The following is a 23568-nucleotide window of genomic DNA, read 5'->3' on the forward strand; positions in this document are numbered from 1 at the left end:
CCACAGATTTATTTTCTGAATGGCAAATTTACCATGCTTGGTTTTTATTTTCCAAGCATGGTAGATTATGTCACTCAATTTTCAACGAACACGCGATTTACTCTCTAAGTTTAAATTTAGTGATTTATTTATAGAAGAATTAGGTTGGTCTAAACCCTCAAGACAAAAACCTGAAACTTTAAAGATTGATAACAAGACGTATCAATATCAGAAAATTGCTGAACTCTCAGGGGTTGCAATCTTTGAAGTCACCGCAGCAGATGGGAACATACCAGAAGCTAAAGTGAGAGTTGCTATTCATCAAGAAGTTACTAAATTTATAAATGAAAATCTCTTAATTTTTATTACCCAAGAACGCACACGTAGTCTTTGGTATTGGGTGAAACGAGAAGGAAGTAAAAGCTTCGTTCGTGACCATTTATATGTAAAGGGTCAACCAGGAGACTTATTTTTAAGCAAGCTTGGTTCTTTAGTTATTGATATTACTGAATTAGAACATGGGGAACCGACTGTTGTTGAAATTGCTTATAAATTACAACGCGGGTTTGATGTTGAGCCTGTAACTAAGAAGTTTTACAAGGAATTTCAAGAACAACACCAGAAGTTTTTGCTGTTTGTGAATGGAATTGATAATGAGATAGATAGACGTTGGTATACATCGGTAATTCTTAATCGCCTGATGTTTGTTTATTTTCTCCAGCGTAAGGGTTTTATTGATAATAAAGATTTAAACTATCTGCAAAATAAGCTTGAGCAAAGCAAACAAAAAGGTGAAAATCATTTTTATGATGAATTTCTCAAGGCTTTGTTTTTTGAAAGCTTTGCTAAACCTGAATTTGAACGCGATTCATCTGTACAAAAATTGGTAGGAAAGGTTAAATATCTAAATGGTGGACTATTTCTCAAGCATCATATTGAAGATAAATATCAAATTTCTATAGTTGATGAGGCGTTTGAACAAGTTCTAGATTTATTTGGGCGTTATTCTTGGAATCTAGATGATACGCCGGAAGGAAAAGATGACGAGATAAACCCTGATGTTTTAGGTTATATTTTTGAGAAATATATTAATCAAAAAGCTTTTGGAGCGTATTATACTAGGCCGCAAATTACAGAATATCTCTGTGATAGAACTATCCACAAGTTAATTGTAGACCGCGTAAATGATGCGCTATCTGATCAGCATAAGCCATTTGAGGATATTAACGAACTTCTCATCAAGCTGGATACAAATGTTTGTCGTCTACTAATGGAAGATATTCTTCCTAATTTATCAATTCTTGACCCAGCTTGCGGTTCTGGTGCTTTTCTTGTGGCGGCGATGAAGACGCTCATTCAAGTTTATAGTGCGGTGTTCGGCACAATTAAATTGATGGGTGATGATACTCTCAAAAAGAAACTTGAAGATATAGACAATTCCCATCCATCAATACCTTATTTTATCAAAAAGCGGATTGTTTCTGATAACCTCTATGGTATAGACATCATGGAGGAAGCAACGGAAATTGCTAAACTGCGTCTTTTCTTAGCGTTGGTTTCTTCTGCTAATGATGTGGAAGAGTTAGAGCCTTTGCCTAATATTGATTTTAATATTATGGCGGGTAATTCGCTGATTGGTTTAATTAAAGTTGATGATACTGCTTTTGATGCGGTGGGAAATTCACTACAAGGAAATCTATTACAGTCTTTAGCCGCAGATAATTATAAAAAAATTCTCGAAGAAAAGAATAAATCTGTTGAATTGTACAAAAAACACGCTTTTTTACCTAAAGCTTTACCAGATACAGATACACCTCAAGATACTCGATTGATACACCTCCGCAAAAATATTGAACAACTCAACAAACAATCGCAAGAAAAGTTAAATCTTTTGCTGTTGGATGAGTTTAGTAAGCGTTTGGGTATCAAGTACGAAGAGGTTCAGTTAACTGGAAAATCACAGAAGCGGGTTTTGAAGGTTGATGATATTGCAGCTTTGAAGCCGTTTCACTGGGGTTATCATTTTAACGAGGTTTTAGAACGCGGCGGTTTTGATGCGATTATTACTAATCCACCGTGGGAAATATTTAAGCCACAGGCGAAAGAGTTCTTTGCACAGCATAATGAACTGGTGACGAAGAACAAGATGGATATTAAGGATTTTGAGAAAGAACAGAATAAGCTATTACAAAATCCCATAATTGCAAGTACTTGGTTAGAATATCAAAGTCAATATCCTTATGTCAGCGCTTATTATCGTTCATCTGAACAGTATAAAAATCAGATTTCTATTGTGAATGGTAAAAAAGCAGGTACGGATATTAATCTTTATAAGCTGTTTACAGAACAGTGTTTTAATCTTTTGCGTTCAGGCGGTGAGTGCGGAATTGTAATTCCTAGCGGGATTTATACTGATTTGGGGACTAAGCAATTGCGGGAGATGTTGTTTAGTCAAACTAAAGTTACTGGTTTATTCTGTCTTGAGAATCGTAAGGAAATCTTTGAAGGTGTTCATCGCAGTTTTAAAATAGTTGTTCTTACTTTTCTTAAAGGTAGTACAACAACTGATTTCCCATCTGCTTTTATGCGTTTGGATGTGCAGGAACTTCAAAGTTTTCCTAGTGATAATAGCTTGCAAATTAATATTGAAATGGTTCGTAAACTATCACCTGAAAGTTTAGGAATAGTTGAGTTTACAAATAAATATGATTTGTTAGTAGCAGAAAAAGTATCTAAATTTCCACTTTTAGGTGAAAAACTGAATCAAAGTTGGAATATCAACCTACAAAGTGAATTTCACATGACCAATGATAGTTATCTGTTTCAGCAAGAATTCAAAGAACTAATGTTGCCTTTATATGAAGGTAAAATGATTCACCAATTTAACCATAAGTTTGATAAACCCCGGTACTGGATTGTAGAAAAAGAGGGAAGATCAGCTATAATTGGACGCAAAGAAGATAGAGGTCAAAAAGTTGACTATCAAGATTACCGACTTGGGTTTCGTAAAATTGCTAGGAATACAGATGCAAGGACAATGATTTCGACAATCATTCCTCCAAACTTTCATTCAGAAAGTTTTCAATCTGTTCGCACATACAATAATTAAGGAAATCGTCAAATTAGCTATGATGTGATGTTTTATCTTTGCGGAGTTTGGAACAGCTTTATTTTAGATTATTTATTACGTCTAAGAGTAACTGCCAATGTAAATTTCTTCTATGTTTACCAGCTACCCGTCCCACGTTTAACAAAAAACGATCGCAACTTCAACGATATTGTACAACGCGCCGCCAAACTCATCTGCACGACACCAGAATTTGACGAACTCGCGCAAGAAGTCGGTCTAGGTTCCCATCAACAAGGCGTTACCGACGAAACAGAACGCGCCAATCTCCGCGCCGAACTCGATGGAATGGTAGCACATCTTTACGGTTTAACCGAAGATGAATTTAGCTACATCCTCACAACATTTCCCATTGTGAATGCAACTGTTAAAGAAGCAGCATTAGAGGCTTATCGTAATTTTGCATCAATGTTTGCAGAATCAGAAAGAATTGCATTAACTCATTAAAGCAAACATAGCTGGGAATACTGGTCAGTTAAGGACTACTGGTAAAAAATTTTGGGTTTTCAAGACGCGATAAATCACCGTCTCTACAAGTGTTTTGGTCTTATCTGAACTGTATTGACATAGCTGGCGGTTATAAATCGATGGAACCAAAAAGGTTTTTAGCTATATTGACTGATAATTTTCTGTACCTCTGAATACAAACTGACTTGTGATTTAGTGAAAACTTGCAGATTAGATCGCAATAAATAATTTATGCTATAAAAAACTCAAGATACATATTATCTGTAAAATTTTAATATTCTTAACACTAAATTTATAATTTGGAATCATCCCTAGTACAGATTAATTAAAAATTGCAACTTCTTAATAATTTATTTAAAATTTACCAAGAGGTTTACTAGTATTGTGTTTCGTTAAAATTGAATTGCTGCTATCAATACAATAATGTATTTAAATAAAGTGTAATAAATTACTATATAAATCCGGCAGCATTTACTTAATCATCATATTAGAACCGTGCAAATTCATCCTCACTCCGAATTTAACCATAGCCGCGATCGCCGTGAACAGGGTTTGCAAAATTTGCTCGATCGCCTTGTTAAAACAATGCAGCGCGATGAGTTAGTCCGGCAAACAACCAATCAACTCAGAGAATCGCTTCAGGTTGATCGGGTGGTGTTGTATTATTTTTACAGTCAGTGGGAAGGACAGGTGACTTTTGAATCTTTGAGTTCTCAAGAATTTTCAATACTTGGTTCCACTGGCCCAGATGAATGTTTTAACAACGAGTATGCTGCTTTATACTTAGCAGGACGGGTAAGAGCGATCGCTGATATTGAATTAGAGCCAATCCAGCCTTGTCACCGAGATTTTCTCCGCAATTTGCAGGTTCGCGCTAACTTGGTTGTACCAATTGTCATCCCTAGAGGATTATGGGGATTGCTAGTAGCACATCACTGTCAAGGGCCTCATGATTGGTCGCCATCAGATATAGAAATGATGCAAACAGGGGCGCAAACTCTAGCAACAGATCGTAATATTTTGGAGAGTTAAAATAATTCGTCATTTGTCATTCGTCATTTGTCATTCGTCATTCGTAGTTAAAAGGGCGTACTCCGTGGGTTTCAAACCCTCTATTTTTTCTAGATAAGGAGAAAGAATTATGAAATTTGGTTACATGGTTATTTGGGTAGACGATGTAGTTAAAACGGTTGAGTTTTATGAAAAAGCATTTGGTCTGGTTCGTCGCACTCTCCAGGATAAAGGACAATCTATCTGGGCGGAAATCGAAACCGGCAGCACTACACTAGCTTTCTCTTCAAGTAGCGAAGCACAAAAGTTATTTCCTGGTGGTTGCCATCCCAACGATCCCACACAACCACCGCCATTAATTCAGATATCATTTATTACCCCCGATGTTGGTAGCGCTTACATGAGAGCGATCGGCGCTGGTGCAAAAACATTAGATGCCCCTAAATCTCAACCTGGGGGACAAATGATTGCTCGTGTCCGCGATCCCAATGGTGTGCTAGTGTCGTTGGTGAGTGCCTAAGTAACAAATTGCCTTTTAGCAGATGTCTTGATCTAGATGGCTGCTTCTAAATTTGGCTTATACTGGCCATAGGAAAACAGTACTGCCTAGATATTAAAATGCTACTTATTCCTACTGTTACCTCGATTCCGCTTGTAACTGATGCAAATGGCGTTGTTAGGATTAGCAAAACCCGCATCACTTTAGATACAGTGGTTACAGCTTTCCTTGAAGGGGCTACAGCAGAAGAGATCAGAGAACAGTACCCATCGCTTCATCTTTGGGATATCTATTTGGTGATTGGTTATTACTTACAACACCAAGGTGAGGTTGATGCTTACCTTCTAGAGCGTCAAAGACTTGCTACGGAGGTTCAACAAGAAGCTGAAAAGCGTTTTAACCCCATTGGAGTGCGCGATCGCCTTTTAGCAAGACGCAACCCACAAGGGTAAATTACGATGCTGGGTTTTTTGGCTGATGAGAACTTTAATAATCAGATTATCCGTGGTGTTCTGCGTCGTAACATTAATGTTGATATTGTCCGTGTTCAGGATGTTGGATTGACTGAAGCAGACGATCCAACTGTATTAGAATGGGCAGCGCAAAACAGGCGTGTGGTGTTAACTCATGATGTCGCAACGATGACAACTTTTGCTTATGAACGATTACAAGCAGGCTTGGCAATGCCTGGTTTATTTGAGATCAGTCGTCGTGTTTCAGTTGGTTTAGCGATCGAGGAAATTTTGTTGCTAGATGAATGTAGCTTAGAAGGAGAATGGGAAGGACAAGTCCGGTTCTTGCCTTTGCGTTAACGATTGGAGGCGATTAATTCGGCTGACGTTGGCGTAGCCCGTCGTTGGTAAGCATTTGTTTTCTGTAGTCCCCAATCTAAAATCTGAAATTTTATGGATTCCAATGCTTTGCTGTGTGCAGCGATCGCAAATCACATTACCACCAGTCCTCAAAAACGAATTACTTTTGCCCAATTCATGGATTTGGCATTATACCACCCTGAATACGGCTACTATTCCAGCGATGCAGTCAAAATAGGCTTTAAAGATAGTGATTTTTTTACCTCTCCCAACCTCTGTCCTGACTTTGGTGAGTTACTCGCAGAACAATTTTTGCAAATGTGGGAGATTTTAGGAAAACCTGTACCCTTTTCTCTGGTAGAAATGGGAGCAGGTCAAGGATTGCTAGCTTTGCATATCCTTAAATATCATCAACAGCACCACCCAGATTTTTTTATGGTGCTAGAGTACATCATTGTTGAAAAGTCCCCAACTTTAAGACAAGAACAGCAGCAACGCTTGCAAGATTTCCCGGTGCGTTGGTGTAATTTAGAGGAGATACCACCAAATGCGATCGCAGGTTGCTTTTTCTCTAACGAGTTAGTAGATGCTTTCCCCGTACATCAATTCATCCTAGAAACGGGCGAACTTCGAGAAATTTATGTAACCACAGATAGTAATGAGAAAGAAACCAATGTCTCATTCCCGATGCCCCATGCCCCATGCCCATCATTTGTAGAAGTCACAGGAGAACCTTCAACCCCCCAACTGGCTGAATATTTAGACTTAGTGGAAATGGACTTTACCCAAAGTGCATATCCAGATGGCTACCGTAGTGAAATTAATTTAGCTGCTTTAGACTGGTTGAGTATAGTAGCAGACCGCTTGCAGCGCGGCTATGTGCTAACAATTGATTATGGCTACCCCGCCAGCCGTTACTACAATCCCAGGCGATCGCAGGGAACGCTACAGTGCTATTATCAGCATCGTTTCCATGACAACCCTTATATTAATATTGGGCGACAAGATATCACTGCCCATGTTGACTTTACGGCTTTGGAACGCTGGGGTGATAAGTACAATTTAAAGAATATTGGTTTTATCCAGCAGGGATTATTTTTGATGGCGTTGGGGTTAGGCGATCGCATTGCAGCCCTTTCCGAGCAAAAGCAACCTCTCTCGCAGTTACTACAGCATCGGGATGCACTACATCAACTTATAGATCCCACAGGACTCGGCGGCTTTGGAGTCTTAATTCAGAGCAAAGGTCTGGACAATACAGAAACTTCTCAAAAACTCAAAGGATTGACCCTGCCAGAGTAAAGGTAAATTTGAAAAGTTAAAACTCTATTTAAGAATGCAGTATCAATCTTATTTAGACTAGCATAACAGTGAATACTGTAAAGTTAAACACAATACAAAAGTAATAATTATGTCCACTCATGACCTGCTAATGCTAGTAACACTACTTACTCCTGGTATTTTGCTTTCAGTGATAATTATGGCGACTTTTGCGGCTGGTGGCTAATCAGCAAACAAGAAGTTATCAGTGTTCAAAGATAACTGTTCACTGATAACTGATAAGCTAAAAAACATTTAATTTGCATAATCGAATAAACATAACTCTTGTGGGGTAGGCCGAAAAGCCCGCCCAGCTTGTGCAATTTCAATGTAGAACAGCTGATCAAAATCAAACAATGGAAACGCGATGTCTACAACAGACTACGCCTACGCTGTATTAAAGGAAAGTGAAAAATGAAGGTGGCATTTCTGGGAACAGGACTGATGGGACTACCAATGGCTCAAAGGTTATTAGCCGCAGATATACAGCTAGTTGCCTACAATCGCACCCCAGAAAAATTAGCACCACTACAAGCAGCTGGGGCTGAAATTGCTACACATCCCCGCCACGCCATTCGTGCTGCTGAGTGCGTAATCCTCATGCTGACTAATGCCCCGGCCATTTATAATGTGTTGCTTTCAGATACTTCTTGGCAAACTCTGGAAGGACGCACAATCATCCAAATGGGAACAATTACTCCCACAGAAAGCCAGGAAATTAGAGATGCAATAGTTGGTGGTGGTGGTGAATATTTAGAAGCACCAGTATTAGGGAGTATCCCGGAAGCACAAGCTGGTAAGTTGAGTGTGATGGTAGGGGCAGAGCCAGAACAATATCAACGGCACTTGAAGTTACTCCAAAATTTTGGGACAGAACCTTTACTTATAGGGCCAGTAGGATCTGCGGCGGCGCTTAAATTGGCACTAAATCAACTAATAGCTTCCCTAACAACTAGCTTTGCTTTGAGCCTGGCTTTTGTCCAGCGTCAAGGTGTTGATGTGGATATGTTTATGCAAATCTTGCGCGACAGTCCACTCTATGCACCTACCTTTGACAAAAAGCTACAACGTATGTTGGATGGCAATTATGCCGATCCGAATTTCCCCACAAAACATTTGCTCAAAGATACAGAATTGTTTATCTCTGAGGCGAAATCTCGAAGTTTGGATCTCAGCAGTATTAAAGGTGTGCGGCAAATCTTGCAAACAGCCGTAAAAATGTCATTTGCTGATGATGATTACTCATCACTATTTTCTGTAATTAAAGAATGGGGAGAGTGATGGAAGATTGAAGAAGAATTCAGAAGTCAGAATTCAGGAGTCAGAATGAATCAGTGGATTCATCCACCAGTCGCACAAATTCATTCTATTAGCGGATAGCTAAGGTTTAGCCTATTCTGGCTCCTGACTCCTGAATTCTGTTTCGATAATAAGTAGGGTAGCACAACTAGCTGTGCTACCCTATTTAAAAAGTTTTTTTACACCCCGGCATCCCTGATATGCCTTTTGAAAATGCTGAATTAAAAGGTTTTAATCTTTAAATAAAGATATTATTGCCCATTAGTAGTTGATTGAGGAAATGGTAGAGATTCAGTCTGGGGTTGAGGCTGAGGTTCAGGTTTAGGATTCAGAAAATCCTGCCAAGTCTTAATTTGCTCTTGCGCCGCACTGTAAGCAGCACTACCGCGTGGAATCGATTTTGCAATATCAATCCCTCTAGCAATATCAGACTGACCTTGAGAGCGGGCTATTTCTAACAATTGCTGACTCCATTGGTCAATAGCCAGATTCGCATCCATACGTAAGATGCTATTGTTTGAAACCCGATCTGCCAACCGTATTGCTTCAACCAAAGCTTCTGGCGTACCAGCCGCGCCAACTTCTTGAGCTTTTTTCCAGTTTTCTCTAGTGCGGATTTGCCCTTCCCAATCATTTATCGCAGCTTGCGCTTCTTGTGAAAGCGCCCTTCCCGATGAGGCAATTTGTTGAGCGGCGCTAATGGCGGCGGTGAGATTTCCGCTCTGAGCCAGTTCTTGTGCTTGATCCAAGTAGGGTTGGTCTTGAATTCGCTGAATTTTTCCTATCCAAGTCCGAATTCTTTTCCGTGCTTCTGGATATAATGCCCGACCTCTACGAATTTCGCTGGCCTGAGCGATCGCAGCTTGCAAAGAGTTGATATCATCGAATACAGCTATCTGTTCGGCACGTTCTAAGTAAGGTTGGTCTTCAATTGTCTCCACTTGGGCACGCCAGCGATCCATTTCTTGTCTAGCTTCGGTGGCCCTGGGATTATTTGCAGGTATTAACTGCACTTGTGCGATCGCTGCTGTTAAATTAGGGACTGTTCCCTGGCTAGCCAACAACCTCGCTTTTTCTAGATTGGCAACATCTTCAATTTCCAACTGCCAACGAGCAATCAGTTGCTGGGCTTCGTTATACACTGGTCTGGAAGGATCGATTTGTTGTGCTTGAGCGATCGCAGCCTCTAAACCAGAAACGTTACCTATCCAAGCACTTCTTTTCGCGTCAGCTATGGCGATAAAGTCGTCTGTTTCACCCTGTAGTTTCGTACTCTCTGGAATTTGTCTAGCAATATTCAATGCTTCATCGGCATCCCGCTTGTCTAGTTTTGCCTGTGCCAATTCCAGCATTTTGCGTCCAAATACGGGAATCGCTTCCTGAGCTTTTTGGTAAAGGTAACTTTCTTGCCCAATAGACTCGGCTAGCTTGATGGCTTCCAGTAAATTATCGACTACTTTGCTGCTTGCTAAACTTTCCGCTTTTCCTAACTTATCGCCATCTTCCCGCGCTCCGGCGATTAGACGATTCAATTGGTCGTATTTAGTACCCGCCCAGTATTGATTGTCTACGCGCAACATTTTGGCGGATAGCATGAACGCCGATTGCCAGCGCCGTTCTTTTACTTCGGCGATCGCACCGTTGTATGTTTCTTCTGCCTTTGTCCAAATTGACTGCCATTTGTCAACTTGTTCATCGACTAATTTATAAGCTGCCACATCTTCAGGTATCTTACGAGCAGTAGCGATCGCTTCCTCTAAATTCCCTGTTTGGAAACTTTGATCGGCTAGCTTCAAAATATCCCGCGACCATTCTTCGATGAAACGATCAATTTCTCCATGCAACGGGTGATTTTGTGGTAGTTGCTTCACCAGAGCGATCGCTTGCAATAGGTCGTTTACTGTTTGCTTAGAAGCCGCCAACTGAGCGCAATGTAGCCGCACAGAAGCACTAGCTAGGGGCCAGAAAATCGAGGGGCAATTAGGGGCAGATGGCAACTTTAGCAGCATTGCCATTGCCAATAATCCTACACTGCCGGGAATCAACATTAGTAGTACTAGCCACAATGTCCAGCTTTTCATCCAGCGTGGCCATTTCCCAGAAGCACTACTGAGTTTGGCAGTCTCTCCTGAATGACTATTTATAGGTAATCCTTGTGTATCGTTTTTTTTTCGCCGCTTCACTGATTTGGAAGTAGAACCAGTAGGTGGGACACCAAATGGTTGAGTTTCACCGAATTGTTCTGTTCGGGATAATCTTTTGTTTTGATCTGGCTCTCTATCACTGGCTGAAGACCAACTGTCTGGAATATCCCGCTCTGTCATCTCTCACACCAAAATAATTGAATAGCGCTCTGTTTTAGGTCGATAATTCCATTGATGCCATAGTAACTTTCTCGCGATCAAAAAGCTACTTTTTTTGATTATCCCTCTCCACAGAATACCATGTTCAATCTAAAAAATTAGTGTCTTTTTATACTTTATCCTGAAACAGTAGATTCAGCTTGCAAATCGGCAATTAGTTGAGCTAACTGATCGCTACTTGCCTGGTAAACGTTGCCGCAAAAGTCGCAAGTTGCTTCAGCACCATTATCTTTAACAATCATATCTTGCAGTTCGGCTTCTCCCAAAATTTTCAGTGCCCCCAAAACGCGATCGAAAGAACAACCACAGTGGAAGCGCAGCATTTGCCGTTCGGAAAAGATTTCCAGGCCCATATCGCCCAATAGGTCGCTAAAAATTTCAGTCAAATTCTTCCCGGCTTGCAATAATGGCGTAAATCCTGCCAAACCAGCGACCCGTGATTCTAAAGTTTCTACGAGGGCTTCATCTCTGGCAGCTTTGGGTAACACTTGTATTAGTAATCCTCCAGCCGCAGTTACTCCCCCTGCTCCCACAAACACACCTAAAACTAAAGCTGAAGGTGTTTGTTCAGAATTCACCAGATAATGAGCCACATCATCGCCAATTTCACCAGAAACTAGTTCTACCGTACTAGAGTAAGGATAACCATAACCGACATCTCGCACAACGTAGAGGTAGCCACCACCCACTGCACCACCAACATCTAGCTTACCTTTGGCATTAGGAGGTAATTCTATAGATGGATTCCCCACATACCCGCGTACCGTACCATCTAAGCCGGCATCTACCAATATGCCACTTAAAGGGCCATCGCCCTTCACCCGCACATTGACCCTTGATCCACTTCGCTTCATACTAGAAGCCATTAACAAGCCCGCCGCCATAGTCCGACCCAGTGCTGCCGTTGCCACATAAGAAAGCTTGTGTCGCTGCCGTGCTTCTTCTGTTAAACGTGTGGTGATCACACCTACGGCACGAATTCCACCTTCGGCTGCTGTTGCACGAATTAACTGATCCGCCATGAATAACCTTACATTTCTTAACAAGTTCACTTTTTCTATTCTAAGTTCTCTGCTGCAAGAAAAGTAACGTAGTGGGGTGTCACGTAAATAAACGGCTGTTATTGGTCATTGCTCACTTGTACTGAGCGTATCGCTAAAGCCTACGGCATAGCTACGCTTAGGGCGTAGCCTCTCCAAGAGTTGTATTGGTTATTAGTTATTTCCAAAGGACAAAGGACTAATGACTAATGACAAAGACTATTTGCAATATTAGAAATAGCGATATCTCACTTTTAGGCAATCTTAGAAAAATGCTAGGTAATTTTCAACAAAGTCAACTGCGAATCGAAATTGAAGCGCCAACAGATGCAATTCGTGATAGTCTGCTGCATCCGGTACAACTAGAAAAATGGCTCTTAGCGCAACGCTTTGCGCCAGGAATGCCAGAAGAACTACTTCCGGGATTTCAGTTTACTACCTGGACTGGGCCAGTCTCAATTCATCATCAAGTAGACGTTGTAAAATCCAACTGTCTCCGTTTACTACTCAGTGGAGGTATTGACGGGTTTCATGAATGGTATTGGGGAGAAGGTTGGGTGCAATCCCGCTTGGAAGGAGTTTCACTTTTGCCCTTAAATTTGGGTCAAACCTTGAGTTTGTTGAGCTTGCGTCAATTTCTGGCAACTCAAGGACGTTGAATCGGCTGAATGTGAAGGGATTGGGAATTGGGGTACAAGAGGCAGGAGGGAAGAGAGCAGGGAGCAGAGGGGAAAGAGCTAATTTTTATTCTGCCCCTGTTCCCTTACTCCCTGCTACCGTTTGCCTACACTCACGGCAAGCCTGTTCCCCGACTTCTTTCCTTAGTCTCTATGTCCCCAGCTCCAGTTCTAGAAGTAGAAATAATACCTACAATAATTTTTACCACGACAGATAAATCTTCTGGAACTTGATAGCGTTTCTGGTCTTGAGTCACCTCAATACGGTTCGGATAAGGTTTCTTGATGACACACCTTATGATCACAAAGACGCGATAAATCGCCGTCTCTACAAAGGACTGATTATTGTAAAGATGGCGATTTATCGCGTCTCTTGCCTTAACCGAACCGTATTGTGAGTCACCTGACGATTCGCACGATGATAAACTCCAAAACGCCAATCTTCACCAGTCATATATATAGGACTCAGATTTTATTTCTGAAAACATTCAGTACAACTCAAAGAGACTTCTTGACTGTTACCTATTGCCTTATCTCAACGACAATTATTTACGCCCACTTACTTATATTGAGTCTCTGATTAGTCAAATCACATACTTCAATTGACCTAATTCTAATTCGGCTTTACCACTAACACCGAACAATTAGCTTCTTCCACAACTTGACTGCTAACAGAACGCTGGACAATTCGCTTCATCCCAATCAATCCCCGACTACCAATTATAATTAGGTTAGCTTTGTAAATATTGGCAAGACGAATAATCTCTTCAGCAGGATCGCCAGTTACCAGTTCTAACTCACTTGGGACTGATAATTTTTCCTGATAGGATTGCAGCTGTTTTTCCAGTTGAAAATAAGAAAATGTTGGGGACTCTGGCTGAGGACGATCGGCAGGTATTTCCATTTCAGACTCTGGTGTAGGAAATACATGACAGAGAATAACCTTGGCATCTTTTGATAACACCAAATTATCTAAACTCTGAATTACTCGTTCTCCCATTTCCGAACCGTCCAGAGCTATCAAAATATTCTTTAGCACCGCTCTCGTCTCCTATAAGAGTAGACCCAGTTACATAAGTATGTAGTAAAACTTGTTAGCAGCTACACTAAATTATTTTTATATTTGCCTACTTAGTATATATTTTCGAGGTTATGCGATGAATTGGTTTGACCCAAATTTGATGCTAGTACATTGTAGAAAGATATTTTCGCCAGTCATTTGGGCACGCTAAAGCTTACTACATAATCCATAATTACAATATCAATAGGCGGGCAATGTCTAGTAGATGCCCGCCAAAACCCTGAAAGCAGGGTAGCAAATGCTTTATTTGCTACCTAAGAAGTGACTTTTGTCAACAGTATTAAACAAAATTAACCATTCCAAATCACTCCTCTTGCTGAATTCGGCGGCGGACTGAATCAGCATGAGAAGGTAAACCTTCTGCTGTTGCTAGCACATCAATAGCACCAGCCACATTTTGCAGGGCAGTTTGCGAGTATTGAATAATACTGGAATGTTTGAGGAAAGTTTCTACCCCTAACGCCGAAGCATAGCGGGCAGCGCCAGAAGTTGGCAAGGTGTGGTTAGGCCCTGCCAAATAGTCTCCTACAGCTTCTGGTGTGGAGTAACCCAAAAAGATTGCCCCAGCGTGGCGAATCTGTGGTAGGAGTGCCCAAGGGTCTTTTACTTCTAATTCCAGGTGTTCAGGGGCAAATTCATTTGACAGTTCTGCTGCTGCTTGGAGCGATTCCACAAGAACAATCAACCCATAATGAGCGATCGCTTTTTCTGTGTCTATTCGCCGTGGATGATCCACTAGCTGTCTTTCCAAGGCTACTTGCACGTTTTTCGCCAAAGCCGCATCTGTCGTCAGCAAGATTGCTGCCGCCATTGGATCGTGTTCAGCTTGGGCTAGCAAGTCAGCAGCTACATGCACCGGATTTGCACTTTCATCGGCAATCACCAGCACTTCGCTGGGGCCTGCCAAAGAATCAATACCGACGGTGCCATATACAAGTTTTTTCGCAAGGGTGACATAAATGTTACCGGGGCCAGTAATCACATTCACTTTCGGAATTGTTTCTGTGCCATAGGCTAAAGCAGCGATCGCTTGTGCGCCCCCAATACGATAAATTTCTTGCACTCCTGCTTCTTGGGCAGCTACTAAGACTGCTGGGTTAATTACACCCCCTGGGCCTGGTGGTGTCACCATCACTATATGAGGTACAGCAGCGACATGAGCGGGAATTGCATTCATCAGCACTGTACTAGGATAGGCGGCGCGGCCACCGGGCACATACAGCCCCGCTCGATCTACAGGGGTGTAGCGTTTGCCCAGTACTACTTCATCGTCGCCAAAGTGTACCCAGCTTTTTGGTACTCGCTGACGATGAAACGCTTCAATTTGGCGGCAAGCTAGCCGAACTGCGCCCAAAAACTCCTTTGACACCTGCTGATAGGCTGCATCTAGTTCCGAGCCTGTAACTCGGAGTTCTTCTGCTTTCAGGGTTTGTTTGTCAAATTCGGCTGTGTAATGCAATACAGCTTTATCGCCTTGGCGCTTCACTGCTTGCAAAACTTCCCGCACCGTTGCTTCTTTGTGAAGCACCTGTTCGTCATGGGTGCGATCGCAGATCCGTTGCAGTTCTGCTCTAACGTCTGCCTGCTGAGTAATGATTCGCAGCATGGAGTAAGGACAATGCCAAAATTATAATATTCACACCTGAGATTTAGTATTGCTCTTGACCCACTGGGGTGTGCAAGCTGACTCTAATTCTCTTCTCTAGCTTAACCTGGATTTTTTTGATACTCTCAAGGTTGCCAGCAGATGGTTTGCTTGAGAAGGCAACTTAATTGCTCAGTCCGACAACCCTTAGCAGGATAGCGGCAGGATGTGGGTGTGCCATTTCCCATTACCCTTATGCCCTTTCCCTCACTCCTTGCGGGGTGCAGGTGGTGTGTTTGCACATCCAATCCCCTAGATTTACAGGGGGTAGGGTCTGAGTATAATTTTTACTTATTTTCCTAACTTCTCAGTAGTTTACATTTGTACAGACACGATATAGTATCGCTTCTATACTTTGATAACCCTGAAATTTAGCTGTTTACAGTTCTTTGCCTGTGATAGTAGATCCTAAAATCTAGGAAATATTACATTGGCAATCACATCGCTTTCTCAGGTAGTGGTGAGTTAGGATAACAGTTTTATTTGATATGGCTTATTTTAACGCATTTCCTAAATTGACGACACACTCAATTGCGGACTGAAGAGATTTTAGAAAGCAGGGGAAGAAGAACTATTGTCCAATGGCAGATTTTTTTTAGGAAATTATAACATTGGCAATTTGGATGCTATATTAGTAAGTCTAGTAGTGTGTGTACATATTAATAGTATTTTTGGAATTGACTGTGGCGAATACAAAGTCTGCTCTCAAGCGTGCCCAAATCGCAGAACGTAACCGACTGCGTAACAAAGCTTACAAATCAGCAGTCAAGACGCTGATGAAGAAATACTCTAATGCTGTAGCTGTCTATGCAGCTAATCCTACCCCAGAATTACAAGAAGAAGCACAGGCTCGGTTATCCGAAGCTTACGGCAAAATCGATAAAGCAGTCAAACGGGGTGTCCTTCACCCCAACAATGGGGCAAGGAAAAAGTCAAGATTGGCTCATAAACTAAAGCCCATCACTCAAACAACAGTAGCTGAATAGTCATTGTTGAGCTAATGCGATCTTTTAACTGAGTGAGTCACTAGGTTACAAATTTTCTGAAAGCTGTAGTAATTAACTGGCGTAAAACGCCAGTTGCTCATTTGAAGTTAGTGTAATCTTGAGGGTTTCCACACACACACCAATTTACTCTGTGCCTTTTAACCCTTCTACAGCAGGGTTGCACCATGAGTAACTGGTTTTGTTTATGCCAATTAAAACAAGTGGCGTTCCCTCTGGAAAATTTGGCGATCGCTTAGTGGCTACCACAGGAAAAAGATTTACCCGAAGGATGATTTGTCCTTAGTCGCGATCGGGGCTAACAATTTCATGACTAATGACAAAGAATGCAACTGATAGACACGCACGTTCATCTCAACTTTGATACTTTTCAGCCGGATTTAGCAACAGTGCGATCGCGGTGGCAAGAATCAGGAGTAGTGCGTTTAGTACATTCCTGTGTTCACCCAGGTGAGTTTTCCACCATTCAATCCATAGCACACCAGTTTCCTGAAATCAGCTTTGCCGTGGGATTACATCCTCTAGATACTGATAAATGGAATAGCGAAACAGCCGAGACAATCAAAACTTTAGCTAGTTCTGACTCGAATGTGGTAGCAATTGGCGAAATGGGGCTGGATTTTTACAAAGCTGATAACTATGAGCATCAGCTTTTGGTATTTGAGTCACAGTTAGCGATCGCATCTGAACTCAATTTACCAGTAATTATCCACTGCCGTGATGCTGCTGTAGCAACCAGAGAAGTGTTGCAAAAATGGCGGGAACTTAAGGGAGAAAGAGTGCGCGGTGTTATGCATTGCTGGGGAGGAACGCCAGAAGAAACCCAATGGTTTCTCGATTTAGGCTTCTACATCAGCTTTAGCGGGACGGTAACGTTCAAAAATGCCAAAGCGATCCAATCATCAGCTGCGATGGTGAGTAGCGATCGCCTACTGATTGAAACAGACTGCCCATTTCTCGCCCCAGTTCCTAAACGGGGACAAAGGCGTAATGAGCCTGCCTACGTACTTTATGTAGCCGAGCAAGTAGCTAAACTGCGTCAAGAAACGGTAGAAGCGATCGCCCATCAAACCACCCAAAACGCCTGTGAATTATTTGGTCTGTCAATATAAAAGTGGGCTTTAATCACTTTTATTCAGTTGTGCTAAAAAAAATAAAACTCTAGGGGGACAAAAATATGCTAATATTATTCCCTCAAAAACATTTTGCGTGCGCCATAATGATAAAGGAAGGAACCTAAAATTTCTAAGCCTAATTTTCAAATGATGTTATCGGCTTGGCCATCCTCCAAATCTCTACAAGCGGATGCTCTCCACACATGACTAACCGTGCCAAACCAGGTTGAGCTAGACTTTATTTTGCACAACATCGGCTTCTGTGTATTTAACCTATACAAAATCCTTAAACGAAATTGCCTTGTGAGTACAATCCAGCAAAACGAAGTAATTCTGATTCAAAACCGACAAGGTGCGGATCGTTCCCTCAGTCTTAGGATATCTAAGATATCACTGAGAGTATAAATAGCCGGGTGGATTTAAAACACACCGTCTAGAGCTGCGTCAGCAAATTAACGCGCTTTTTGGAGGGGAAATGAAGAACGTAGATAAAACTCAGGAATATCTCAACTGTATATTCTTCTTAAATCAAGACTATAGTGAGTTTTTGGTGTCTAAGTACCCGATTAGGGGCAATTATACCCTTGTCCAAATTGCTCATTCCAGCTTTAATCGCTGCGTTTGCCCACACCTGTAAATAGCAAGTGTGTCAAAAGTTCCCAAACAACTAAGGACACTGACTAGCAGTGGGAAGCGTAAAACAGCAGTGTCCAAGGGAAAATTTTACCAGGTTGACAAAGGAAGAGGCATGACTAAAGAAACATACATGGAACCCGCCTTTCTGTTGCCCGACTTGATTGAAATCCAGCGATCGAGCTTTCGCTGGTTTTTGGAAGAAGGGCTGATAGAAGAACTTAACTCCTTTAGTCCTATTACAGATTATACGGGCAAATTAGAATTGCACTTTTTGGGTCATAACTACAAACTCAAAGAGCCAAAGTATAGCGTCGAAGAAGCCAAGCGGCGGGATAGTACTTATGCCGTCCAAATGTATGTTCCCACACGGTTGATTAATAAGGAAACCGGGGAAATCAAAGAGCAAGAGGTATTCATTGGTGACTTGCCTCTGATGACCGATCGCGGCACGTTTATTATTAACGGAGCCGAACGGGTAATTGTCAACCAAATCGTGCGATCGCCAGGAGTTTATTACAAATCAGAAATCGACAAAAACGGGCGACGTACTTATTCAGCTAGCTTAATTCCTAACCGGGGAGCATGGCTGAAATTTGAAACAGACCGTAACGATTTGGTGTGGGTACGTATCGACAAAACCCGCAAACTCTCAGCGCAGGTACTACTAAAAGCTTTAGGGTTATCAGACAACGAAATCTTTGACGCTTTACGCCACCCCGAATATTTCCAAAAAACCATCGAAAAAGAAGGGCAATTTTCTGAAGAAGAAGCCCTGATGGAGTTATATCGGAAACTGCGTCCTGGTGAACCACCCACGGTCTTAGGTGGACAACAACTCTTAGATTCTCGTTTCTTTGACCCGAAACGTTATGACCTTGGTCGCGTTGGACGGTACAAACTCAACAAGAAATTGCGTCTTTCAGTCCCAGACACCATGCGGGTGTTGACTGCTGGCGATATTTTGGCAGCCGTAGATTACCTAATTAACCTAGAGTATGACATCGGTAATATCGATGACATTGACCACTTAGGCAACCGTCGAGTTAGAAGCGTCGGTGAATTGCTGCAAAACCAAGTAAGAGTAGGCTTAAACCGCCTAGAGAGAATCATTCGGGAACGGATGACCGTATCCGATGCTGAAGTGCTAACCCCCGCTTCCTTGGTGAACCCCAAACCATTGGTAGCAGCAATTAAAGAATTCTTTGGTTCCAGCCAGTTAAGTCAGTTCATGGATCAAACCAATCCTCTGGCAGAACTGACCCACAAACGCCGTCTGAGCGCCCTTGGCCCTGGTGGTTTAACCCGCGAACGCGCCGGTTTTGCCGTGCGGGATATTCACCCTAGTCACTATGGACGCATTTGCCCCATTGAGACACCAGAAGGCCCCAACGCCGGATTGATTGGCTCCTTAGCAACCCATGCGCGGGTTAACCTGTACGGCTTCCTCGAAACGCCATTTAGACCTGTGGAAAATGGACGAGTCAGATTTGACTTGCCTCCAGCCTACATGACAGCCGATGAAGAAGACGATCTACGGGTTGCTCCTGGGGATATTCCTGTAGATGAAACTGGGCACATTATTGGCCCACTAGTGCCAGTCCGTTATCGTCAAGAATTTTCCACCACAACACCAGAACAGGTGGACTACGTAGCAGTATCTCCCGTACAGATTGTGTCGGTAGCAACCAGCATGATTCCCTTCTTGGAGCATGATGACGCTAACCGAGCGCTGATGGGGTCGAACATGCAACGGCAAGCAGTACCTCTGCTCAAGCCAGAACGTCCTCTAGTGGGTACTGGTTTGGAAGCGCAAGGAGCAAGAGACTCCGGGATGGTGGTTGTATCGCGTACCGATGGCGATGTTACTTATGTGGATGCTACAGAAATTCGCGTCCGTCCTAAACCTAACACCTCCGAAATTAGATATACCCTTTCTAAGTACCAACGCTCAAACCAAGACACCTGTTTAAATCAGAAACCTCTCGTCCGCATTGGTGAACGGGTTGTTGCTGGTCAGGTATTGGCTGACGGCTCCTCCACCGAAGGCGGTGAATTGGCACTAGGACAAAATATCGTCGTTGCCTATATGCCTTGGGAAGGCTACAACTACGAGGACGCAATTTTAATCTCTGAAAGACTGGTGCAGGATGATGTTTACACGTCAATTCACATTGAAAAATATGAAATTGAAGCTAGACAAACCAAACTGGGACCAGAAGAAATTACCAGGGAAATTCCCAACGTCGGGGAAGATGCCTTGCGCCAATTGGATGAACAGGGAATCATTCGTATAGGGGCATGGGTAGAAGCTGGAGATATCTTGGTGGGTAAGGTAACACCCAAAGGTGAATCTGACCAACCACCAGAAGAAAAACTATTGCGGGCGATTTTCGGTGAAAAAGCGCGGGATGTGCGCGACAATTCCCTGCGAGTCCCTAACGGTGAAAAAGGTCGCGTAGTTGATGTGCGCTTGTTTACTCGTGAACAAGGCGATGAACTGCCACCAGGAGCCAATATGGTAGTCCGGGTGTACGTTGCCCAAAAACGCAAAATCCAAGTTGGCGACAAAATGGCAGGACGGCACGGTAATAAAGGAATTATTTCTCGGATATTACCAGCAGAAGATATGCCTTATTTACCCGATGGTTCACCAGTGGACATTGTACTTAACCCCTTGGGTGTACCCAGTCGGATGAACGTCGGACAAGTATTTGAATGCCTCTTGGGTTGGGCTGGTCAGACCTTGGGAGTCCGATTTAAGATTACTCCCTTTGATGAAATGTACGGTGAAGAGACATCCCGCCGAATCGTGCATGGCAAATTGCAAGAAGCACGAGACGAAACTGGGAAAGACTGGGTATATAACCCAGATAACCCAGGCAAAATCATGGTATATGACGGTCGTACAGGCGAACCCTTTGACCGAGCAATTACCATCGGTGTGGCTTACATGCTGAAACTGGTGCATTTGGTAGATGATAAGATCCACGCCCGTTCCACAGGTCCATACTCACTCGTGACTCAGCAACCCTTGGGTGGTAAAGCACAACAAGGTGGTCAACGGTTTGGAGAAATGGAAGTGTGGGCATTGGAAGCCTTTGGTGCAGCTTACACCTTACAGGAATTGCTGACAGTTAAATCTGACGATATGCAAGGACGGAATGAAGCGTTAAATGCGATCGTTAAAGGTAAGGCAATTCCTAGACCTGGAACCCCAGAATCCTTTAAGGTGCTAATGCGCGAGTTGCAATCATTAGGGTTGGATATTGCTGTACACAAGGTAGAAACCCAAGCAGACGGCAGTTCCCTAGATGTAGAAGTCGATTTGATGGCAGACCAATCAGCCCGTCGCACACCTCCTCGACCAACTTATGAATCTCTTTCCCGCGAATCGCTGGAAGATGACGAATAAAGAGTCCTGAGTGCTGAGTGCTGAGTGCTGAGTATTAAAAAACTCAGTAATTGGCATTTAGCACTTGGATATCTCTTAATTCAAACCTTAAAACTAAATATACTCAAAACTCATAACTCGAAACTCAGCACTTAAGTATGAGACCTGCCCAAACTAATCAGTTTGACTACGTAAAAATCGGCTTGGCTTCCCCCGAACGCATTCGGCAGTGGGGCGAAAGAACATTGCCTAATGGTCAAGTAGTCGGTGAAGTTACCAAGCCAGAAACGATTAATTACCGAACTCTCAAGCCAGAAATGGATGGCTTATTTTGTGAGCGCATCTTTGGCCCAGCGAAAGATTGGGAATGCCATTGTGGTAAGTATAAAAGAGTTCGTCATAGAGGTATTGTCTGTGAGCGCTGTGGGGTAGAAGTCACCGAGTCACGGGTGCGTCGCCACCGCATGGGCTATATTAAACTCGCCGCACCAGTAGCTCACGTTTGGTATCTCAAAGGCATTCCTAGCTATATTTCCATCCTATTGGATATGCCATTGCGGGATGTCGAGCAGATTGTCTATTTCAACTCTTATGTTGTCCTGAGTGCAGGTAATGCCGAAACTTTAAGTTACAAACAACTGCTGAGTGAAGACCAGTGGTTGGAAATAGAAGACCAAATTTATAGCGAAGATTCTGTGCTGCAAGGCGTAGAGGTAGGTATTGGTGCTGAAGCGCTGTTGCGTTTGCTTGCCGATATCAATTTGGAACAAGAAGCCGAAAGCCTACGCGAAGAAATTGGCAACGCTAAGGGACAAAAGAGAGCCAAGCTAATTAAGCGACTGCGGGTGATTGACAACTTTATCGCCACTGGTTCCAAACCAGAGTGGATGGTAATGGCAGTTATTCCCGTGATTCCGCCCGACTTGCGCCCAATGGTGCAGCTAGATGGCGGACGGTTTGCCACGAGCGATTTGAATGATTTGTATCGGCGGGTAATTAACCGCAACAATCGTTTGGCACGCTTGCAAGAAATTTTGGCACCAGAGATTATTGTGCGGAACGAAAAGCGGATGCTGCAAGAAGCAGTGGATGCTTTGATTGACAATGGTCGTCGGGGACGCACTGTGGTAGGGGCAAATAATCGACCCCTGAAATCTTTGTCCGACATTATTGAGGGTAAGCAAGGACGTTTCCGACAAAACTTGTTAGGTAAACGGGTTGACTACTCTGGACGTTCGGTAATTGTGGTCGGGCCAAAGCTGAAAATTCACCAGTGCGGTTTGCCTAGAGAAATGGCAATTGAGCTATTTCAACCATTTGTAATTAACCGCCTGATTCGTAGCGGGATGGTAAATAACATCAAAGCTGCGAAAAAGCTTATATCCCGCAATGATCCCAGTGTTTGGGATGTGCTGGAAGAGGTGATTGAAGGACACCCTGTAATGTTAAACCGGGCACCAACGTTGCACCGTTTGGGTATTCAGTCTTTTGAACCGATTTTAGTAGAAGGTAGAGCAATTCAACTGCATCCTCTGGTGTGTCCAGCATTTAACGCCGACTTTGACGGCGACCAAATGGCGGTACACGTCCCGTTGTCGTTAGAAAGTCAGGCTGAAGCGCGGTTGTTGATGTTGGCTTCTAACAATATTTTGTCACCAGCCACAGGTAAACCCATCATCACGCCTAGCCAAGACATGGTATTGGGAGCCTATTATTTAACGGCAGAAAATCCCGGTGCGACAAAAGGGGCAGGAAATTACTTTTCTTCGCTGGAAGATGTAATTATGGCTTTCCAGCAAGATCAAATTGACTTGCACGCCTATATTTACGTAAGGTTTGACGGCGAAATAGAATCAGACCAGCCGGATACAGAACCCGTGAAAGTGACGGAAAACGAGGATGGTACCCGCACATTACTCTATAAGTTCCGTCGAGTCAGACAAGACGCTAAGGGCAATGTACTTTCACAGTATATATACACAACTCCTGGCCGCGTTATTTACAACAATGCCATTCAGGAAGCACTAGCAAGTTAATTCGTAATTTCTAATTCGTAATTCGTAATTAAAGAATTAATTACGAATTACGTAGCTTGCTTCTC

General features: G+C 42.9%; 18 protein-coding genes. 13 read left to right on the forward strand and 5 right to left on the reverse strand.

Annotated features, from left to right (window positions below):
• Nucleotides 1-67: 67 nt before the first annotated feature.
• From ACFFRD_RS13405 to ACFFRD_RS13440, 8 genes are all read left to right on the forward strand, one after another.
• Nucleotides 68-3088 carry an Eco57I restriction-modification methylase domain-containing protein gene (locus tag ACFFRD_RS13405; protein WP_392481925.1) on the forward strand — a complete coding sequence of 1007 codons (3021 nt, stop codon included), beginning with the start codon at nucleotides 68-70 and terminating at the stop codon, nucleotides 3086-3088.
• Nucleotides 3089-3115: 27 nt separating this feature from the next.
• Complete coding sequence (locus ACFFRD_RS13410; protein WP_392481926.1) at nucleotides 3116-3553, forward strand: hypothetical protein; 438 nt, start codon at nucleotides 3116-3118, stop codon at nucleotides 3551-3553.
• 516 nt (nucleotides 3554-4069) lie between these two features.
• Nucleotides 4070-4606: a GAF domain-containing protein gene (locus tag ACFFRD_RS13415; RefSeq protein WP_392481927.1), complete on the forward strand. Its 537-nt coding sequence runs from the start codon at nucleotides 4070-4072 to the stop codon at nucleotides 4604-4606.
• 109 nt (nucleotides 4607-4715) lie between these two features.
• Entirely contained in the window at nucleotides 4716-5105 is a 390-nt protein-coding gene (locus ACFFRD_RS13420) for a VOC family protein (RefSeq protein ID WP_392481929.1), read from the forward strand.
• Nucleotides 5106-5203: 98 nt separating this feature from the next.
• Complete coding sequence (locus tag ACFFRD_RS13425; protein WP_193867324.1) at nucleotides 5204-5536, forward strand: DUF433 domain-containing protein; 333 nt, start codon at nucleotides 5204-5206, stop codon at nucleotides 5534-5536.
• Between the two features lie 6 nt (nucleotides 5537-5542).
• On the forward strand, nucleotides 5543-5896 hold the full coding sequence (locus ACFFRD_RS13430) for a DUF5615 family PIN-like protein (protein ID WP_392481930.1): 354 nt from the start codon (nucleotides 5543-5545) through the stop codon (nucleotides 5894-5896).
• Nucleotides 5897-5989: 93 nt separating this feature from the next.
• On the forward strand, nucleotides 5990-7198 hold the full coding sequence (locus tag ACFFRD_RS13435) for a class I SAM-dependent methyltransferase (RefSeq protein WP_392481931.1): 1209 nt from the start codon (nucleotides 5990-5992) through the stop codon (nucleotides 7196-7198).
• Nucleotides 7199-7630: 432 nt separating this feature from the next.
• Nucleotides 7631-8497, forward strand: a complete 867-nt coding sequence (locus tag ACFFRD_RS13440) for an NAD(P)-dependent oxidoreductase (protein WP_163928974.1) — start codon at nucleotides 7631-7633, stop codon at nucleotides 8495-8497.
• A gap of 269 nt (nucleotides 8498-8766) precedes the next feature.
• On the opposite strand, the gene ACFFRD_RS13445 is transcribed toward ACFFRD_RS13440, so the two are convergent.
• Both ACFFRD_RS13445 and hslO read right to left on the reverse strand, forming a co-directional pair.
• Nucleotides 8767-10839 carry a chromosome segregation ATPase gene (locus ACFFRD_RS13445; RefSeq protein ID WP_392481932.1) on the reverse strand — a complete coding sequence of 691 codons (2073 nt, stop codon included), beginning with the start codon at nucleotides 10837-10839 and terminating at the stop codon, nucleotides 8767-8769.
• Between the two features lie 155 nt (nucleotides 10840-10994).
• Nucleotides 10995-11900 carry an Hsp33 family molecular chaperone HslO gene (gene hslO / locus ACFFRD_RS13450; RefSeq protein ID WP_392481933.1) on the reverse strand — a complete coding sequence of 302 codons (906 nt, stop codon included), beginning with the start codon at nucleotides 11898-11900 and terminating at the stop codon, nucleotides 10995-10997.
• Between the two features lie 290 nt (nucleotides 11901-12190).
• On the opposite strand from hslO, the gene ACFFRD_RS13455 reads away from it, so the two are divergent.
• Entirely contained in the window at nucleotides 12191-12577 is a 387-nt protein-coding gene (locus ACFFRD_RS13455; RefSeq protein ID WP_163928971.1) for a hypothetical protein, read from the forward strand.
• A gap of 131 nt (nucleotides 12578-12708) precedes the next feature.
• On the opposite strand, the gene ACFFRD_RS13460 is transcribed toward ACFFRD_RS13455, so the two are convergent.
• The 3 genes from ACFFRD_RS13460 to hisD form a co-directional block, all read right to left on the reverse strand.
• Nucleotides 12709-12852, reverse strand: a complete 144-nt coding sequence (locus ACFFRD_RS13460; protein ID WP_392481934.1) for a hypothetical protein — start codon at nucleotides 12850-12852, stop codon at nucleotides 12709-12711.
• Between the two features lie 356 nt (nucleotides 12853-13208).
• Nucleotides 13209-13634 carry a universal stress protein gene (locus ACFFRD_RS13465; protein WP_012411280.1) on the reverse strand — a complete coding sequence of 142 codons (426 nt, stop codon included), beginning with the start codon at nucleotides 13632-13634 and terminating at the stop codon, nucleotides 13209-13211.
• Between the two features lie 346 nt (nucleotides 13635-13980).
• On the reverse strand, nucleotides 13981-15282 hold the full coding sequence (hisD, locus tag ACFFRD_RS13470; RefSeq protein WP_114085282.1) for a histidinol dehydrogenase: 1302 nt from the start codon (nucleotides 15280-15282) through the stop codon (nucleotides 13981-13983).
• Between the two features lie 722 nt (nucleotides 15283-16004).
• On the opposite strand from hisD, the gene rpsT reads away from it, so the two are divergent.
• The 4 genes from rpsT to ACFFRD_RS13490 all read left to right on the forward strand — a co-directional run bounded on the left by rpsT (nucleotide 16005) and on the right by ACFFRD_RS13490 (nucleotide 23503).
• Entirely contained in the window at nucleotides 16005-16307 is a 303-nt protein-coding gene (gene rpsT / locus ACFFRD_RS13475) for a 30S ribosomal protein S20 (RefSeq protein ID WP_114085393.1), read from the forward strand.
• Between the two features lie 344 nt (nucleotides 16308-16651).
• A complete protein-coding gene (locus tag ACFFRD_RS13480; protein ID WP_392481935.1) occupies nucleotides 16652-17437 on the forward strand; it encodes a TatD family hydrolase in 786 nt (261 codons plus the stop codon).
• Nucleotides 17438-18188: 751 nt separating this feature from the next.
• The gene (gene rpoB, locus ACFFRD_RS13485; protein ID WP_094350031.1) at nucleotides 18189-21488 is read left to right on the forward strand and encodes a DNA-directed RNA polymerase subunit beta; all 3300 of its coding nucleotides are present in this window, start codon (nucleotides 18189-18191) and stop codon (nucleotides 21486-21488) included.
• Nucleotides 21489-21625: 137 nt separating this feature from the next.
• Nucleotides 21626-23503, forward strand: coding sequence for a DNA-directed RNA polymerase subunit gamma (locus ACFFRD_RS13490; protein ID WP_179072683.1), 1878 nt, complete (start codon nucleotides 21626-21628; stop codon nucleotides 23501-23503).
• Nucleotides 23504-23568: the final 65 nt, after the last annotated feature.

This window comes from Nostoc sp. C110, from assembly GCF_043099725.1.
GTDB lineage: Bacteria > Cyanobacteriota > Cyanobacteriia > Cyanobacteriales > Nostocaceae > Nostoc > Nostoc muscorum_A.

What these genes read in the sequence shown, in the direction of transcription:
- ACFFRD_RS13405 (WP_392481925.1), top strand. Translation starts at nt 68, where the DNA reads ATGTCACTCAATTTTCAACGAACACGCGATTTACTCTCTAAGTTTAAA.
- ACFFRD_RS13410 (WP_392481926.1), top strand. Translation starts at nt 3,116, where the DNA reads ATGTTTTATCTTTGCGGAGTTTGGAACAGCTTTATTTTAGATTATTTA.
- ACFFRD_RS13420 (WP_392481929.1), top strand. Translation starts at nt 4,716, where the DNA reads ATGAAATTTGGTTACATGGTTATTTGGGTAGACGATGTAGTTAAAACG.
- ACFFRD_RS13425 (WP_193867324.1), top strand. Translation starts at nt 5,204, where the DNA reads ATGCTACTTATTCCTACTGTTACCTCGATTCCGCTTGTAACTGATGCA.
- ACFFRD_RS13430 (WP_392481930.1), top strand. Translation starts at nt 5,543, where the DNA reads ATGCTGGGTTTTTTGGCTGATGAGAACTTTAATAATCAGATTATCCGT.
- ACFFRD_RS13435 (WP_392481931.1), top strand. Translation starts at nt 5,990, where the DNA reads ATGGATTCCAATGCTTTGCTGTGTGCAGCGATCGCAAATCACATTACC.
- ACFFRD_RS13440 (WP_163928974.1), top strand. Translation starts at nt 7,631, where the DNA reads ATGAAGGTGGCATTTCTGGGAACAGGACTGATGGGACTACCAATGGCT.
- ACFFRD_RS13445 (WP_392481932.1), bottom strand. Translation starts at nt 10,839, where the DNA reads ATGACAGAGCGGGATATTCCAGACAGTTGGTCTTCAGCCAGTGATAGA.
- hslO (WP_392481933.1), bottom strand. Translation starts at nt 11,900, where the DNA reads ATGGCGGATCAGTTAATTCGTGCAACAGCAGCCGAAGGTGGAATTCGT.
- ACFFRD_RS13455 (WP_163928971.1), top strand. Translation starts at nt 12,191, where the DNA reads ATGCTAGGTAATTTTCAACAAAGTCAACTGCGAATCGAAATTGAAGCG.
- hisD (WP_114085282.1), bottom strand. Translation starts at nt 15,282, where the DNA reads ATGCTGCGAATCATTACTCAGCAGGCAGACGTTAGAGCAGAACTGCAA.
- ACFFRD_RS13480 (WP_392481935.1), top strand. Translation starts at nt 16,652, where the DNA reads ATGCAACTGATAGACACGCACGTTCATCTCAACTTTGATACTTTTCAG.
- rpoB (WP_094350031.1), top strand. Translation starts at nt 18,189, where the DNA reads ATGACTAAAGAAACATACATGGAACCCGCCTTTCTGTTGCCCGACTTG.
- ACFFRD_RS13490 (WP_179072683.1), top strand. Translation starts at nt 21,626, where the DNA reads ATGAGACCTGCCCAAACTAATCAGTTTGACTACGTAAAAATCGGCTTG.